Annotated in this window: 14 protein-coding genes and 2 rRNA genes (1 of these 16 running past the window's edge); 1 reads left to right on the top strand and 15 read right to left on the bottom strand. The window is 41.4% G+C overall.

The genetic code is table 11. From position 1 onward, the window contains the following. Positions 1–115 precede the first annotated feature (115 nt). The 3 genes from AAEM60_RS00275 to metG form a co-directional block, all read right to left on the bottom strand. Positions 116–1,348, bottom strand: coding sequence for a G5 and 3D domain-containing protein (locus tag AAEM60_RS00275; RefSeq protein WP_299746400.1), 1,233 nt, complete (start codon positions 1,346–1,348; stop codon positions 116–118). A 250-nt stretch (positions 1,349–1,598) separates the two neighbouring features. Next, positions 1,599–2,366 (bottom strand): TatD family hydrolase, encoded by a 768-nt coding sequence (locus tag AAEM60_RS00270; RefSeq protein WP_299746405.1) that lies wholly within the window; start codon positions 2,364–2,366, stop codon positions 1,599–1,601. Between the two features lie 327 nt (positions 2,367–2,693). Further along, a complete protein-coding gene (gene metG, locus AAEM60_RS00265) occupies positions 2,694–4,652 on the bottom strand; it encodes a methionine--tRNA ligase (RefSeq protein ID WP_341357223.1) in 1,959 nt (652 codons plus the stop codon). A 489-nt stretch (positions 4,653–5,141) separates the two neighbouring features. Between metG and AAEM60_RS00260 the strand changes: the two genes are divergently transcribed. Then, entirely contained in the window at positions 5,142–5,423 is a 282-nt protein-coding gene (locus AAEM60_RS00260) for an AbrB/MazE/SpoVT family DNA-binding domain-containing protein (protein ID WP_044340639.1), read from the top strand. A 617-nt stretch (positions 5,424–6,040) separates the two neighbouring features. On the opposite strand, the gene rsmI is transcribed toward AAEM60_RS00260, so the two are convergent. The 12 genes from rsmI to AAEM60_RS00200 form a co-directional block, all read right to left on the bottom strand. After that, positions 6,041–6,913, bottom strand: coding sequence for a 16S rRNA (cytidine(1402)-2'-O)-methyltransferase (gene rsmI / locus AAEM60_RS00255; protein ID WP_299746414.1), 873 nt, complete (start codon positions 6,911–6,913; stop codon positions 6,041–6,043). Positions 6,914–6,937: 24 nt separating this feature from the next. Continuing rightward, positions 6,938–7,693 carry a tRNA1(Val) (adenine(37)-N6)-methyltransferase gene (locus AAEM60_RS00250; protein ID WP_299746417.1) on the bottom strand — a complete coding sequence of 252 codons (756 nt, stop codon included), beginning with the start codon at positions 7,691–7,693 and terminating at the stop codon, positions 6,938–6,940. 164 nt (positions 7,694–7,857) lie between these two features. Further along, positions 7,858–8,232: a DNA replication initiation control protein YabA gene (gene yabA, locus AAEM60_RS00245; RefSeq protein WP_299746420.1), complete on the bottom strand. Its 375-nt coding sequence runs from the start codon at positions 8,230–8,232 to the stop codon at positions 7,858–7,860. 14 nt (positions 8,233–8,246) lie between these two features. Continuing rightward, positions 8,247–9,074 (bottom strand): stage 0 sporulation family protein, encoded by an 828-nt coding sequence (locus AAEM60_RS00240; protein WP_299746423.1) that lies wholly within the window; start codon positions 9,072–9,074, stop codon positions 8,247–8,249. A gap of 7 nt (positions 9,075–9,081) precedes the next feature. Continuing rightward, positions 9,082–10,065 carry a DNA polymerase III subunit delta' gene (holB, locus tag AAEM60_RS00235; protein WP_044340644.1) on the bottom strand — a complete coding sequence of 328 codons (984 nt, stop codon included), beginning with the start codon at positions 10,063–10,065 and terminating at the stop codon, positions 9,082–9,084. Between the two features lie 17 nt (positions 10,066–10,082). Continuing rightward, positions 10,083–10,523: a YaaR family protein gene (locus AAEM60_RS00230; protein WP_299746427.1), complete on the bottom strand. Its 441-nt coding sequence runs from the start codon at positions 10,521–10,523 to the stop codon at positions 10,083–10,085. Between the two features lie 15 nt (positions 10,524–10,538). Next, positions 10,539–10,868 (bottom strand): cyclic-di-AMP receptor, encoded by a 330-nt coding sequence (locus tag AAEM60_RS00225; RefSeq protein ID WP_044340646.1) that lies wholly within the window; start codon positions 10,866–10,868, stop codon positions 10,539–10,541. 144 nt (positions 10,869–11,012) lie between these two features. Further along, on the bottom strand, positions 11,013–11,645 hold the full coding sequence (gene tmk, locus AAEM60_RS00220; protein WP_299746432.1) for a dTMP kinase: 633 nt from the start codon (positions 11,643–11,645) through the stop codon (positions 11,013–11,015). 18 nt (positions 11,646–11,663) lie between these two features. Beyond that, the gene (locus AAEM60_RS00215) at positions 11,664–13,082 is read right to left on the bottom strand and encodes an aminotransferase class I/II-fold pyridoxal phosphate-dependent enzyme (RefSeq protein ID WP_299746435.1); all 1,419 of its coding nucleotides are present in this window, start codon (positions 13,080–13,082) and stop codon (positions 11,664–11,666) included. A gap of 152 nt (positions 13,083–13,234) precedes the next feature. Then, the gene (locus AAEM60_RS00210) at positions 13,235–13,435 is read right to left on the bottom strand and encodes a sigma factor G inhibitor Gin (protein ID WP_262481870.1); all 201 of its coding nucleotides are present in this window, start codon (positions 13,433–13,435) and stop codon (positions 13,235–13,237) included. A 717-nt stretch (positions 13,436–14,152) separates the two neighbouring features. Next, a 5S ribosomal RNA gene (gene rrf / locus AAEM60_RS00205) occupies positions 14,153–14,269 on the bottom strand. Positions 14,270–14,373: 104 nt separating this feature from the next. Beyond that, a 23S ribosomal RNA gene (locus AAEM60_RS00200) occupies positions 14,374–16,641 on the bottom strand (it continues 667 nt past the right edge of the window).

Raw genomic sequence — 16,641 nt, 5'->3', positions numbered from 1 at the left:
CCTCCAAAAGAATTGAAACTTTTCTGCTTTCATTTTCGTCTAATCATTGAAGACCTAAAGCTATTATAACGGTTTTCACCGATAAATAAAAAAAAGCAGGAGAACACCCCTGCTCTTAGTTTAATATTTTTACTTTAATTGTTTTTCTTCCCCAACGATAGGCATCTGATTTAGACGGGAAGAATACATCAATTTTGTTCCCTTTGATTGCTCCACCCGTATCTGCAGCTACGGCATAGCCATAGCCTTCTACATATACCTTTGTTCCTAAAGGAATAACAGAAGGGTCTACTGCAATCACCTTAACATTCGGATTTGATTTCAGATTGATTCCTGTAGCTGTATAGCCTGAGCATCCGTTACATGATGCAGTGTAAGCTGTAGAGCTCACATAAAACTCTCTTCCTCCACTTGGAGCAGCTGAGGCTGAGGCAGATGAATTAGAAGATGAACTTCCACGGGAAACTTGAGCCACTAAAACCTTCGTTCCGACATTAACGATTTTATCCTGGCTTTCTTTCACTACCTTTTCACTAACTAACTTCCTGGAAACCTCTTTGCCGTTCTCTTTCACAACTTCAAATTTCTTTTCAATCAAGCCGTTTTTACCTTCTTGAACGACCTTCTCTTTTCCTTTTGAAAGATCGGAATCCTTTTTGGAAATAACGGTGAAATCCTTTGTCTCTTCCACTACATCGGTGACTTTTTCAACTCGAACGACATTTACGACATCATTTGCTTTAACAACTTTGTCTAAACTTGGTTCAACACGGTCTGATTTCTTTAGTGTAATTCCTTGTTGCTTTAAAAAGTCAGCGACCGTAGTCGAAGTAGACCATACCTTTTGTTCTTTTCCACCGTTCACTAGCTTAAGTGAAAATGCGGTATCAATCTTGACATTCATATTCCCTGTTACTTTTTCTGATAAGCCGGGTTGGACCTTATCATGCTCTCCTACTTTAATTTCATTTTCAGAGAGTAACTCTTTTACTGTATCAGCAGTCGTCCAGACCTTTTTCGTCTGATCCCCTACTACTACTTCTACCTGTTTTGCCGGTTCCCAAACAATGTTCATGTTATTTGAGACCTTCGTATTCCCCGAGGGGTACAAATAGTCTTCTGAGCGGGTTGAAATCTCTAATTCTTTTAATATATCTTGAATAGTATTTGCATGCGTCCTAATCTCTTTTTGCTCGCCGTCTAGGGTCAATGCCACAGTGTTTTTAGATCCTTCATAAAAAAGAATTCCGAATACAGCTGCAGATGTTACCAATGTTCCGATTGTAACAATCCATTTCCTTCGACTCAAAGACTTGGAAAACAGGCTTTTCATGGTTTTAAACTTCATGAAAAACGCCTCCTTTTCTCGGAGTGATTATATAGAGTAATCCAGTGACTGTCAACCCTTACTTCTTTTAACTTAATCTAGCAAAATATTGAAACCCAGGGAACATAAAACATATTATGCATAAAAGAAGAGAAAAAGAAAAGAGAGAGTTATCGACATGATTATCCTATGAAACAAGAATCCTATGTAGAACTTTTTGTTTTTATTAACTATTTGGACAAGCTCTCTCAATTCTCGACAATATCTGATGTCAGATTATGTTGAATAACTTTTTTGCATTTTCGGTTGTTTTGTTCTCTACTTCTTCTAATGATACTTCCTTAAGCTCCGCGATCTGTTCTGCTACCAGCTTTACGTATGCAGGTTCATTTCGCTTCCCTCTGTTCGGGTGAGGTGCTAAATAAGGACAGTCTGTTTCGATCAGAAGCTTTTCCAATGGAATTTCTTTTGCTACTTCTTTTGGCTTTTTCGCATTTTTAAAGGTTACGGGACCTCCCAGAGAAATGTAGAAATTCATATCCACACATTCTTGAGCAATTTCAGGACTTCCGCTGAAGCAATGCATGATCCCTCCAACTTCCTCTGCTCCTTCTTCCCTGAGGATATCCACTATATCTTGTGTGGCATCACGGTTGTGTATAATTATTGGGAGTTTTACCTTTTTAGCTAAATGGATCTGTTTTCGAAACACTTCTTTTTGAACATCTTTCGGTGATTTATCCCAGTGATAATCGAGTCCCATTTCCCCTATGGCAACTACTTTAGGGTGGTTGGAGAGCTCTTCTATCCAAGCTAAATCTTCATCCTTCATATCAATTGCATCCACTGGGTGCCAACCGATGCTGGCATATAAAAATTCATATTGCTCAATGAGCTCCATCGCCCGGTTAATCGTTGGCCGATCAAAGCCGACGACCACCATCTTTTCAACTCCAGCTTCTCTTGCTCTTGAAATTACCTCCTCCAGATCTTCGTCAAATTGTTCAGCATTCAAATGAACATGTGTATCAAATAGCATGTAAGACACTCCTTGTAATAAAGATAAGTTTAATATAAAAAAGCATGACAAGCATCACATTCATGTAACATTCATATTACATATTATGGTTTCTATGGATATTTTTTATTACTTCTGTTTCATTCGCAGGTACTCTTCATTCTATCTACTTTCGTCACAGAACCAAAACAATCTGTTTCTTTCTATATTATTGTTTTCTAAATATAGTAATGAGTTTAATAAATACCTAATATGACAAATTTCATTCCATATATTCATTATTTTAATATAATAAAGGGATGTTCCACGTGGAACATCCCTTTATCGACAAAAGCATAAAAACCTTACTTATTTTACTTTTGTTCCATTTGGTAAAGACTGGTCGATGGAAGCAAGAGACAGTGTTCCATTTTCTTCACCGGCAAGAATCATTCCTTGTGAAAGTTCTCCACGCAGTTTTACTGGCTTCAAGTTTGTCACACAGATCACTTTTTTCCCAACCAGTTCGTCCGGTTGATAGAATTTAGCAATTCCTGACACAACTTGTCGTTTTTCAAAGCCAAGATCCAATTGCAGCTTAAGCAGTTTATCCGCTTTTTTAACCGGCTCAGCTCCTATGACCTCCGCTACGCGAAGATCAACTTTCATGAAATCATCGATTCCGATTTCCTCTGACTCTTCTTTAGCAGGCTCCTTCTTTTCTTCAACAGCTGGAGCAGATCCTTGCATTTTCTCTTTGATGAAGTTTACCTCTTCCTGAAGTTCAAGTCGCGGGAAGATCGGTTCCCCTTTTTTCACTACTTCAGTTCCTACTGGAATAGCTCCAAAACTCTCCAAGCTTTCCCATGTGTGCATTTTTTCATCATGAAGGTTCAATTGTTCAAAAATCTTTTTAGGAGTTCTCGTTAAGAATGGTTGTAAAAGAACAGCGACTCTTCGTAATGATTCAGCTAAATGACTCATCACACTGCCGAGCTCTTCTTTTCTGCTTTCGTCTTTAGCAAGTGCCCAAGGCTGAGTTTCATCAATATATTTATTCGTACGGCTGATTAACTGCCATAGACTGGACAAAGCTACAGAAAACTCCATGTTTTCCATTGCTTCTTCATATTTATTCACTGTTTCTTTGTTCATATCCAGGAGGGCTTGATCGAATTCACCGTTAGAATCAACATAGGCTGGAATGACTCCATCAAAATATTTATTGATCATGGCCACTGTACGATTTAACAGGTTTCCTAAGTCATTTGCTAAGTCGAAGTTGATGCGTTCAACAAATCCTTCTGGCGTAAAGACTCCATCAGAACCGAATGGCACTTCTCTTAATAGGTAGTAACGAAGAGAATCAAGGCCGTAGCGATCAATAAGGGTAACAGGATCAACTACATTCCCTTTAGATTTAGACATTTTCCCGTCTTTCATCAGAAGCCACCCATGAGCGAAAACCTTCTTAGGAAGCGGAAGATCTAATGCCATTAACATGATCGGCCAATAAATCGTATGGAAACGAACAATTTCCTTCCCGACCAAGTGAACATCCGCTGGCCAGTACTTTAAGTAATTTTTATCTTTTTCACTGCCGTAGCCAAGGGCTGTAATATAGTTGGAAAGGGCATCGATCCACACGTAAATGACATGCTTGGGATCTCCCGGTACTTTCACTCCCCAGTCGAAGGTTGTTCTTGAAACAGCCAAGTCTTCTAAACCAGGTTTGATGAAGTTATTCACCATCTCATTCTTACGGGACTCAGGCTGAATGAACTCAGGGTTTTCTTCATAGTAAGCAAGGAGGCGGTCAGCGTACTTGCTCATTTTGAAAAAGTACGATTCTTCCTTCACTTTTTCAACAGGTCTGCCGCAATCAGGACAGTTTCCGTTTTCCAATTGACGCTCAGTAAAGAAGGATTCACATGGTGTACAATACCAGCCTTCATACTGGTCCAAGTAAATATCACCTTGTTCGACAAGCTGATGGAAGATCTTTTCCACAATATCCTTATGACGCTTCTCAGTCGTACGGATAAAGTCATCATATGAAATATCCAATTTCCCCCATAGATCTTTAATTCCACTAACGATCCCGTCTACATATTCTTGTGGAGTAATCCCCTCTTCCTGGGCTTTACGTTGAATTTTCTGTCCATGCTCGTCCGTTCCTGTCAGGTACATGACATCGAATCCACGCATTCTCTTATAACGGGCCATCGCATCACCAGCTACCGTGGTGTAAGCATGTCCAATATGTAAATTTCCACTTGGATAATAAATCGGTGTTGTTATATAGAAGGTGTTCAACTTTTCTTCCACTTTCTGTTCCTCCCTTTTTTATCTACCCCCATAAAGCCATATGGGCATCCGTATGGTTTATAGTGGCATAATTGTTACGTACATCCATTATCTGCGTCTTACCTATCATCTTAACCTCTTATCTCATCAAAATATACCTAAAATATAGGGTTTCTGCAACTAAACAATGTTGAATATTGATTTTGTCGAAACACGTGCGGGTTTTTGTCTAAATTTGTCGAATGTATACATACCATAAAGATAATTCGACATTTCTCACTTGCATTACTTTCGTTACAATAATATTCAATTGGTAATACAATTTTTTACAACAAAGCGTAAAGCTTATTATAACAGCTTTTTTTTATCCATTTTTTCTTAAAAATTTACAGATATAATTATTGACGATATTCCTAAACGTTGGTATGATAGAAGCAACAAAAGAAATTTGTCGAATATTGACGAACTAGAGAGAGATATAAATATCTTATATTTGGAGGAGATTTTTAAATGAAGTCTACAGGTATTGTAAGAAAAGTTGATGAATTAGGTCGTGTCGTTATTCCAATCGAATTACGTCGTACATTAGGTATTGCTGAGAAAGATGCTTTGGAAATCTATGTAGATGACGAAAGAATCATTTTAAAGAAATATAAGCCAAGCATGACTTGCCAAATCACTGGTGAAGTTTCTGATGACAACATCAAGCTTGCTAACGGTAAATTGGTTCTTAGCCGTGAAGGTGCAGATCAATTACTTAAAGAAATCCAGGATTCACTACAAACAAAATAATTTGTTGTTAATATACCAAAGGCCTGAGTGACTAGACTCAGGCCTTTTTTTATGGATCTATTCGTAAAGTTTGTTGCTATTGTAGAGGAGAAAGTAATTGTTGATTTCCGCTCCGGGATGCTCGCTTTCCGCGGGGCTGGCGGTGAGCCTCCTCGGCAAGCCTCCGGGGACTCACCTGTCCAGCTATTCCCGCAGGAGTCGAGCATCCTTCCGCTCCAATCAACTTTCTAAGCATGAATCCTTAATAGAAATCAATCATAACAAGAATTTTAGCAAGCAATCTCATTTAAGGTAAAAGAGATTGAATTTCATTTTAAGGAAGAAGGATTATTTTTTCTCGTAACATTGTTTTCTTGCACACCTTGAAGCTCTGTCATGAAAATACTGTTTAAGATGGTGAGGGGAACTGCGCAGACTCCGGCGGATTTTGGACGTGCCGAGACCCCGTTCGGCTAAGCTGAGGAGGTTCGGCCGAACGCTAGCTGCAAGCAGAGCAGTTTCCCTCACCATCCAGCATAAACCTGGTTGATAGAGCCCTGGCAGATTCTATGCTAGAAAACAACAATCTTTGCGAAAAGAGCCTTTTTTATTTATTGATTCTGCCTCTCTGCACTTTTCTATTCAACATGATAAGCTTGATATACTTCCCGTTTTGGAAGGGATCGTTCTTTAGAGACTTGTTTGATGGCTTCTTTGGAGGACATGCTTTTTTCATTTACATAGTGTTGAACATGTTCCTGGAGGGAGTAGCTGCTCCACCAGACGTCTTCCTCTTCTTTCTCCAACGGACCTGCTCCCTCAATCAATAAGCAGAATTCGCCTCGTACTTCTCCATCGTTTGCCCATTCCATTACTTCTTCCAGGGATCCACGGATGAATTCCTCGAATTTCTTCGTGAGCTCACGACAAACAACGATTTGTCTATTTCCCAAAGCTCCATATAGCTCTTTTAATGTTTCTTTTAATCTGTGTGGTGATTCATAAAGGATAAATGTATCTTCCAGCGTTTTAAGTGTAGCCAGTTCCGCTCTTTTGTCTTTCTTCCCTCTATGTAAAAACCCATAGAAATAAAATGGCTGCGGAGCCAATCCTGAAGCGATCAAAGCCGTAAGAGCTGCATTAGCTCCCGGTAGTGGAATGACAGCAATTTCGTGATGGATTGCTTCTTTCACCAGTTCGTATCCCGGATCTGAGATGGATGGCATACCTGCATCACTTACAAGGGCAATGAGCTCGCCTCTTTTCATTCGTTCAATCAGCTTCGGTCCGCTCGTTTCTTTATTATGCTCATGATAACTAATGATAGGCGTGTCAATTTCAAAGTAATTACATAGTTTTTTCGTATTTCTTGTATCTTCAGCAGCAATCACTGCCGCTTCCTTCATCATGCGGATTGCTCGAAACGTCATATCCTCTAAATTCCCGATTGGTGTAGGGACAAGATACAAGCTTCCTTTGTCACTATCTTGAAAGCTTTTTTGCTGGTTCATTGAATCGCTCACCTTCTCATTTCCTTAGTCCTTATCTTCATTCTTTCCAAACAGCATATCATATACTTCCCTTGAGTATTTGTTTTGTTCGTCATACACATAAAGGGGAGGAAGAATTTTCAGGTCCGGTTTCCCATCTTTTATTCCTTCTATTAAGATGGTGTTGGCTTCTCTTCCCGGCTTCGGATATACAAAGCGCAATCGTTTCGGCTCGAGACGATGCTTCCTCATCAACGATAGGATGTCCATCAATCGACCCGGACGATGGACGAAGGAAGCCTTTCCCCCTTGCTTCAGGAGATAGCTTGAAGCTTTGATGGTATCCTCAAGAGAACATAAGATTTCATGACGGGCAATCGCATAGTGCTCGTTTACGTTTCTTTTATCCCCGGGTGGAGTATTAAAGTATGGAGGATTACAGGTTACGACATCATAATGGGAATGATGAAGAAGCTGATCAATTTCCTTCACATCCCCCAGCTTCATGGATATTTGATTTTGACGGCCATTATACTCGATACTTCTTTGTGCCATATCAAATAGTCTTTCCTGAATCTCCACCCCCGTAATTTCAACGTTGGTTCTTGCACTTAGTAATAAGGGGATGATGCCGTTACCCGAACATAGATCAACCACTTTCCCTTTGTGAATCGGTAAATAGCTGAAATGGGCCAATAGGACCGCATCTGTTGAAAAGGAAAAAACAGATGGACTTTGAATGATCCTCATGTTTTCGGCCAATAAATAATCTAAACGTTCATCTTCTTTTAACTCAACCATGCCTTACCTCCTTCTTTTCTTCTATTATATGTTGTTTCGCTTTACGATTTGTCCGGCTCCGGCAGCTAGTCCCTCTAAACTATTCCAATAAAAAGGACCAATCCCACTACACATGGATCAGCCCTTTTTACTCTGTATTCAGTTCAAAAGAATGAAGTGCACCTTTATTTCTTATTTAAGAAAGAAAGGCAGAACAAGCAGTCTTCATCCTTCCGTGGACTTCCGAAGTGTATATTACAAATATGAAATCCTTCCTGGTATAATCGAGCAAGGTTGTCATACCCTTCTCCAATATCCAGTGTTTTATCTTCTAAGTCTGACTCACTCGTTGTACCCGCATCGCTGTTTGTTTGTACCTTTTTTGGTGAGTTCTCTGTTTGTTCCAGTCTACGGCGCAAATGCTCATTTTCAAGCTTCAGAGAGTTATTCTCTTCTAACATTTCAGCTAGGCATTGTTTGAGCTCACCTAATTGATGATATAAATGACCAATTTGTTGTTCCATGTTACTGACTGAATCAAAGAACTCTTTTTTATCCACGACACTACACCCCGTTACTCTGTGGCTTGGAATGATACGGCACCCGCGTTCATAATTTCATCTAATGTGAATTCCAGAACCCGCTCTTCTTCTTTAATTTCCACTTGAAGAATACGTTCCAGAATATTAAGACCTACCACTTTTCCTTTTCCATGAGGTGTCTTAATCACTTCTCCGATATCAGGTAATTCTTCTTTTGCTGCTTCATACTCATCGTTCTCGTATTTCAGACAGCACATTAAACGTCCGCATAAACCTGAAATCTTCGTTGGATTAAGGGATAGATTCTGATCCTTCGCCATCTTAATGGATACCGGTTCAAAATCTCCTAAAAAGGTTGAACAACATAGCATGCGGCCACAAGGACCAATACCACCCAGCATTTTCGCTTCGTCTCGAACGCCAATCTGACGAAGTTCTATGCGGGTACGGAAAATGGAAGCTAGATCTTTTACTAGCTCTCGGAAATCAACTCGTCCATCAGCCGTAAAATAGAATATGACTTTATTTCGATCAAATGTATATTCTACATCTACCAATTTCATATCTAATTGATGCTGATTAATTTTATCACAACATACATTGTAGGCTTCCGTTGCAGATGATTTATTCTCATCTACGATTAAACGATCTTTTTGATCAGCGATACGAATCACTTTTTTCAATGGAAGCACTACATCATTTTCTCCTACTTGCTTTCTCTCTACGACTACTTTTCCAAATTCGACCCCGCGAACCGTTTCAACGATCACATAGCAATCTTTCTGAATATCCAATTCACCCGGATCGAAATAATAGATTTTACCCGCTTTTTTAAAGCGTACTCCTACAACATCGTACAAAGGACCATCACCCCTGCAGTTTTAGCATAAGCTGTTCTACTAGCAGCTGCGAATTCATATTGGCGTTTAACTTGCGTTTTGCTTCAAGTATCGCCGTCATATTAGTAGAAAGACGATTGGTAGATACTTGAAGTGCGTTTGATTTCCAGTTTTCCTTTTGGTCCGGGTACACGAGCTGTTCTTCTTTTCCTAACTGGATATGAAGTAAGTCTTTATATATTAGAAGTAAAAGATCTAATGCTCGATCGACTTGATCTTTTTCTTTGAAGTGCTGTACAAAATCCTCTTGTATTTTGACCATTGCTTGGAAGGGACTTTTCTGGAGGACTTCATATAATTTTAACACTATTATTCTTGCTTGTGCAAACCACTCATTTTGACATATTTCTACAGCTTCCTCATAATGGTTCGTCAAGTTGGATGCAAGGGTTGCTAAATGAGGCTGAACCCCCTCTTCCAATAATTGTTTTGTCAGCTGTTCTTTCGGCAACGGTTTAAAGGAAATCGTCTGGCACCTGGAAAGAATAGTAGGCAAAATCCGATGAATATTTTCTGTGATAAGAATCGCCGTTGTATCTGCTAATGGCTCTTCAAGAAACTTAAGCAGGCTATTAGCTGCATTGGCCGTCATCTTATCTCCATGAACGATAATGTAGATTTTCTTCTTGGATTCTACACCGGTTTTCGAAAATTCTTCTTGTAAACTTTTAATCTGATCCTTCTTGATTGAAAGACCGTCCGGCTCAACGACATGCAGATCCGGGTGGTTCCCATGATTAATCCTTTTACAGTTAGAGCAGCTTTCACAAGCCTTTCCATCCACGCGGTTTACGCATAGCAATGCTTTTGCAAACAGGATGCTCATTTCTTTCTTCCGTGTCCCTTTTTCACCCTCAAATAAATAAGCATGAGCGACACGATCCTTCACAATACTGTTTTGAAGCATCTGAAGAACGACGGGCTGAAATGGTTGTATCTCTTCAAACAACATGTCTTAACATCACTCTCTTACATATAAAGATTAATAAGCAATCCTTTTATTTCACCTATTTTCCCTAATATATCAATGGACTTCTTTTCTTTATCTAATACATCTTCCGTCAGTTCAACAAGTTGTTGATCGATGGTTTCTACTATATTGAGCTTTCTGCCCTCGCCATACTGATTCCATGTATGAGATTGCTTCAGATCCATTCCGAAATCTACGGCCTCACGCACAAATTTCTTGACCAATGTTTTATATTTAGCAAGATCTTTAAAGGATCTTGATTTGGCTAAACGACTGCCGGCATTTTCTATTGTGACAAGCAGCTTATTGAGCTGATCCATCTGCATTTTCTGATCGTGCTTGTGAATAAGCTGCCCGAATTTAACATGACCTGTGCTGTTAGACTTCTGGTCTTTTGCTACTTTATCTAAGGACACTCGATGGTCTTGGGTAATTTTCATAGGTTAAACCCCACTTTAAAACTGATGGAATTGCTCTACAGGAAGAACGAACACGGTCGCTCCACCAACGGCTACTTCAACAGGGTAAGGCACGTAAGAATCTGCATTTCCACCCATAGGGGATACAGGAGCCACCATCTGATCACGTGACTGACAGTTTTCTTTAATAACCTGTAACGCTTTATCTACACGAATATCTTCAGTACCAATAATGAACGTGGTATTTCCAGACTTCAAAAACCCGCCTGTACTTGCTAATTTCGTCGAACGAAAATTATGTTCCATCAGGGCATTAGACAAACGATTGCTATCTTTATCTTGAACAACTGCCATAATTACCTTCATAAATCAATTCCTCCGTTATAAAGCCATTTACTTCCTTCTATTATATCATTGAACAAGATCTACATACATGTTTCATCTAAAAAAGAGACGGACTTCTTAGCACCAATTTTTGCTTAGAATTCCGCCTTTCCCTTTTCACTAAACTTACTTGTTTAAGTAATCGGTCACGATACCATATGCATCACCAAATACAGCTTCTTTGCTTTGGCTGGCATCGATGACTTGTATACGATCAGGATATTGTTTTATTAACTTCTGATACCCTTCCCGGACGCGGGTATGGAAATCGACCGATTCCAGATCTAACCGGTTCACTTCTCTTCCATTGTGTTTCGCAATTCTCTTTAACCCTTCTTCGGGATCGATATCAAAATACAAGGTAAGATCAGGCATCTTATCCTCAATCGCAAATTGATTGATGTTCATGACCTCTTCCATACCGATTCCACGCGCATTCCCTTGATACGCAAGAGAACTATCAATAAAACGATCACAAATCACAATCTTCCCTTCATCGAGTGCGGGAATCACTTTTTCCACCAAATGCTGTCGTCTCGCTGCAGCATACAAAAGAGCTTCCGTCCGTTTATCCATTTCCGTGTTCTTTGTATTTAATATCACTTCTCTAATCTGTTCAGCAATCGAAATGCCTCCAGGCTCCCTCGTCTGAATGACATCGAATCCTTCTTGTACTAATTGATTATATAACTCAGTTAATATAGTTGATTTCCCGGCTCCCTCAGGACCTTCAACTGTAATAAACAATCCTTTTGACATGTCTTTCCCTCCACTTGCTTAGCGGTACACAAACACACGGTTTTCATCTAAGCGGTGATGACCTTGTATATTCGCCTTATTCTTTACATACTCTGTTAAACGCGCAATGGCATGAGAGGTAATTCGTTCCCCTTGGATCAACATAGGAATTCCTGGTGGATAAGGAGTGACCATTCCTGCAGAAATTTCTCCTTCTGCCTCCTCAAGGGCAACGAGAATTTCAGCTTTATCCTCCATCTCTTCAAAGCTTAATGCCAAGGTAGTAAAATAATTCTCATCGCTATTTGAACGATTTATTCCATGATTCGTTATCTTTTCTATTATCGGTGCATTCCCTAATGCCTTACTCATTCGACTGATTGCTTCTTTATAAGGAAAAGAACGATCTTTCTTCAGTAACGGAAGAACCAATAGTACATAAGCAGGGTCTGCAAGCTCCGAGTAAATCCCTTCTGACTCTAATAACTGTTGAAGAGAATACCCCGACCTTCCCTCTAGCTGAATGACAAGCTTTAGTGGGTCATGAGCCCGGTTTACAATGAGCTGAGGGTGAATCCCATCTAACGCTTGTACAAACTCATTGACCCTTTTAATATTTTGATCCATATCCTCTTTAGTAAAGGTTCCGACATAGGATCTGGCATAATCCAGGGATGCCATAATCGGATAAGATGGACTACTTGATTGTAGCATAGTTAAATACTCTCTTACCTTACGTTCAATCACTCTGTCACTTGCAATATGTAAATAAGAACCCATCGTCATGGCAGGGAGCATTTTATGGGCCGAATGGACGACAATATCTGCTCCAAGTTCAATTGCAGACTTTGGAAAGGGTGTGCCCAATGAAAAATGAGCTCCATGTGCCTCATCAATGATACACGTCACATCATGTTTATGTAATTCCTCAATTATCTGATCGATATTATAGGTGAACCCATAATAAGTCGGATAGGTAAGGACACACGCCTTCACATGAGGAAATGCCTTCAATGCTTCCTTCAAAGCGTCTAGATTAATACCAAGAGCAATCCCCTCGTCGTTCCACTCTGTTTCTATTAATATAGGAACCGCCTTCGCAAGCTTGATTCCGTTTAGTACTGACTTATGACAATTCCTTTGAACAAAAATGGGATCTCCAGGTGAACATGAAGTAAGAATTGCAGCGATATTCCCTACTGTACTCCCATTCACTAAAAAATAACTCTTCAACGTCCCATATACATCCGACAACAAGTCCTCAGCTTCACGTATTGCCTCATGTGGATCATGTAAATCATCCAATCCGCTTAATTCAGTAACATCAGATTGATAAAATGGATCATCATTCAACAATAAACCATTTTTATGACCCGGCACATGAAAAGAGATAGGCTTTGCAGACCGGTGCTTCTCTATCGCCTCAATAAGCGGGGTTCTCGTATGATCTCGTTTCATTCTCTAAATCTCCTCAAAACAAATATCCACTCATATCGTATCACAACCATGCTGTTCGTTGCGTCAAGGAACAAGGAAAACTTTTTAAAGTACAACGCTTTGCACGTAAGCTATTAATATCAAAAAAAATCATAACCAAGGATACTTCCTGGTTATGAATAGATTTGAGGAGTATTCACTTTTTTTAATCTTTGAACAAACGTTTTATACAAAGGATCGTTGGTTTCTGTCTGAACCATTTCTTTCTCACATTCTGTGCAGATAAACGATGTGTATAGATGGATTCCAACCTTCTTTTCAACGTGACAAACGATACACTCTTCTAAAGCCGCCTTACGCTCCGGATTTAACATAGGGCTCTCCACCTCCATACAACCTATTCTGCCTCAAAACCTTAAATTGTATACATTATTTCAAACTTTTAAACTGACAGAATAATCAAGTGTAATTTATCTTATGTTACAATCGCCCTGTCTGTGTATGTCTCTATAAAAAAGATTGTGGAAAAAATACTGGGAAGGTTTAGGTTGGTATAGATCTTTTATGGAGAAAGGGGGTGCTGTGGGGCAAAGTTAGTTTAAAAGAAGAGTAGATAATGGTGGGATATTGATTATTCATTTTGGGATTTGGAAAGTGAATCATTCATGTGGATGTGCCGGGAATGTGCGGATAGAAAGCTGTAAAACTTGTAAAATGGTATAAAATAAGTTGTTTTCGTGTGAAAACGTAACCAAACTTGGAAGATTGCCTCTTTTTATCGGTACTAGTACGGTTTGTTTAGGTATGGCTGTGTCTTGATTTGTGGTAATTGCGTCGTTTTAACCATTATTGCGTCATTATCATACTTTTTTGCGTCATTATTTTATTTTATGCGTCGTTTTCGGACATTATTGCGTCACTTTTTCGTTTTATGCGTCTTTTACCAATTGTTACCTAAATTCTCGGAGTAATTACCCGCTGAATTAGATTATCCGCTCAGCTGTATAGAGAATGGATGTTCAATCCACAATCTCAAAAATTCAAACGACAAAAAAAGAGTAACTCCTAAGAGCTACCCTTTTTTCATATTTGCCTGGCGACGTCCTACTCTCACAGGGGGAGATCCCCCAACTACCATCGGCGCTGAAGAGCTTAACTTCCGTGTTCGGCATGGGAACGGGTGTGACCTCTTCGCCATTGTCACCAGACGAATTATTCAATTGAAGGATTGTTCCTTCAAAACTAGATAAAGAATTGATGTCAAGAAAGCCAAATATCGACCAATCGTTGTTCATTTAAAAAATGACTCTTTGTGGTTAAGTCCTCGATCGATTAGTATCAGTCAACTCCACATGTCGCCATGCTTCCATCTCTGACCTATCTACCTAGTCATCTTCTAGGGATCTTACTCACATACGTGATGGGAAATCTCATCTCGAGGGGGGCTTCATGCTTAGATGCTTTCAGCACTTATCCCTTCCGCACATAGCTACCCAGCGATGCCTTTGGCAAGACAACTGGTACACCAGCGGTGCGTCCATCCCGGTCCTCTCGTACTAAGGACAGCTCCTCTCAAATTTCCTGCGCCCACGACGGATAGGGACCGAACTGTCTCACGACGTTCTGAACCCAGCTCGCGTACCGCTTTAATGGGCGAACAGCCCAACCCTTGGGACCGACTACAGCCCCAGGATGCGATGAGCCGACATCGAGGTGCCAAACCTCCCCGTCGATGTGGACTCTTGGGGGAGATAAGCCTGTTATCCCCGGGGTAGCTTTTATCCGTTGAGCGATGGCCCTTCCATGCGGAACCACCGGATCACTAAGCCCGACTTTCGTCCCTGCTCGACTTGTAGGTCTCGCAGTCAAGCTCCCTTGTGCCTTTACACTCTGCGAATGATTTCCAACCATTCTGAGGGAACCTTTGGGCGCCTCCGTTACTCTTTAGGAGGCGACCGCCCCAGTCAAACTGCCCACCTGACACTGTCTCCCACCCCGATAAGGGGCGCGGGTTAGAATTTCAATACAGCCAGGGTAGTATCCCACCGATGCCTCCACCGAAGCTGGCGCTCCGGCTTCCAAGGCTCCTACCTATCCTGTACAAGCTGTACCAAAATTCAATATCAGGCTACAGTAAAGCTCCACGGGGTCTTTCCGTCCTGTCGCGGGTAACCTGCATCTTCACAGGTACTATAATTTCACCGAGTCTCTCGTTGAGACAGTGCCCAGATCGTTACGCCTTTCGTGCGGGTCGGAACTTACCCGACAAGGAATTTCGCTACCTTAGGACCGTTATAGTTACGGCCGCCGTTTACTGGGGCTTCGATTCGCACCTTCGCTTGCGCTAAGCACTCCTCTTAACCTTCCAGCACCGGGCAGGCGTCAGCCCCTATACTTCGCCTTACGGCTTCGCAGAGACCTGTGTTTTTGCTAAACAGTCGCCTGGGCCTATTCACTGCGGCTCTCTCGGGCTTGCACCCTACCAGAGCACCCCTTCTCCCGAAGTTACGGGGTCATTTTGCCGAGTTCCTTAACGAGAGTTCTCTCGCTCACCTTAGGATTCTCTCCTCGCCTACCTGTGTCGGTTTGCGGTACGGGCACCTTTTTCCTCGCTAGAGGCTTTTCTTGGCAGTGTGGAATCAGGAACTTCGCTACTATAATTCGCTCGCTATCACAGCTCAGCCTTCACGATGATGGGATTTGCCTCATCATCAGCCTAACTGCTTAGACGCACATATCCAGCAGTGCGCTTACCCTATCCTCCTGCGTCCCCCCATTGCTCAAACGGAAAAGAGGTGGTACAGGAATATCAACCTGTTGTCCATCGTCTACGCCTATCGGCCTCGACTTAGGTCCCGACTAACCCTGAGCGGACGAGCCTTCCTCAGGAAACCTTAGGCATTCGGTGGATGGGATTCTCACCCATCTTTCGCTACTCATACCGGCATTCTCACTTCTAAGCACTCCACCAGTCCTTACGGTCTAGCTTCGCAGTCCTTAGAACGCTCTCCTACCACTGACACCTAGAGGTGTCAATCCACAGCTTCGGTGATACGTTTAGCCCCGGTACATTTTCGGCGCAGAGTCACTCGACCAGTGAGCTATTACGCACTCTTTAAATGGTGGCTGCTTCTAAGCCAACATCCTGGTTGTCTAAGCAACTCCACATCCTTTTCCACTTAACGTATACTTTGGGACCTTAGCTGGTGGTCTGGGCTGTTTCCCTTTCGACTACGGATCTTATCACTCGCAGTCTGACTCCCATGGATAAGTCTTTGGCATTCGGAGTTTGTCTGAATTCGGTAACCCGATGAGGGCCCCTAGTCCAAACAGTGCTCTACCTCCAAGACTCTTACACATGAGGCTAGCCCTAAAGCTATTTCGGAGAGAACCAGCTATCTCCAAGTTCGATTGGAATTTCTCCGCTACCCACACCTCATCCCCGCACTTTTCAACGTGCGTGGGTTCGGACCTCCATTCAGTGTTACCTGAACTTCATCCTGGACATGGGTAGATCACCTGGTTTCGGGTCTACGACCACATACTCATTCGCCCTATTCAGACTCGCTTTCGCTGCGGC

It is taken from the genome of Rossellomorea sp. y25 (genome assembly GCF_038049935.1).
Classification (GTDB): Bacteria; Bacillota; Bacilli; order Bacillales; family Bacillaceae_B; genus Rossellomorea.
This window is presented reverse-complemented; position numbering and strand designations above follow the sequence as displayed.

Excerpts from the sequence above, each read along its gene's own strand:
- tmk (WP_299746432.1), bottom strand. The coding sequence starts at position 11,645 with ATGTCAAAAGGATTGTTTATTACAGTTGAAGGTCCTGAGGGAGCCGGG.
- AAEM60_RS00215 (WP_299746435.1), bottom strand. The coding sequence starts at position 13,082 with ATGAAACGAGATCATACGAGAACCCCGCTTATTGAGGCGATAGAGAAG.
- AAEM60_RS00250 (WP_299746417.1), bottom strand. The coding sequence starts at position 7,693 with ATGGTTGAGTTAAAAGAAGATGAACGTTTAGATTATTTATTGGCCGAA.
- rsmI (WP_299746414.1), bottom strand. The coding sequence starts at position 6,913 with ATGAACCAGCAAAAAAGCTTTCAAGATAGTGACAAAGGAAGCTTGTAT.
- AAEM60_RS00210 (WP_262481870.1), bottom strand. The coding sequence starts at position 13,435 with ATGTTAAATCCGGAGCGTAAGGCGGCTTTAGAAGAGTGTATCGTTTGT.
- holB (WP_044340644.1), bottom strand. The coding sequence starts at position 10,065 with ATGTTGTTTGAAGAGATACAACCATTTCAGCCCGTCGTTCTTCAGATG.
- AAEM60_RS00225 (WP_044340646.1), bottom strand. The coding sequence starts at position 10,868 with ATGAAGGTAATTATGGCAGTTGTTCAAGATAAAGATAGCAATCGTTTG.
- AAEM60_RS00270 (WP_299746405.1), bottom strand. The coding sequence starts at position 2,366 with ATGCTATTTGATACACATGTTCATTTGAATGCTGAACAATTTGACGAA.
- AAEM60_RS00260 (WP_044340639.1), top strand. The coding sequence starts at position 5,142 with ATGAAGTCTACAGGTATTGTAAGAAAAGTTGATGAATTAGGTCGTGTC.
- AAEM60_RS00230 (WP_299746427.1), bottom strand. The coding sequence starts at position 10,523 with ATGAAAATTACCCAAGACCATCGAGTGTCCTTAGATAAAGTAGCAAAA.
- AAEM60_RS00275 (WP_299746400.1), bottom strand. The coding sequence starts at position 1,348 with ATGAAGTTTAAAACCATGAAAAGCCTGTTTTCCAAGTCTTTGAGTCGA.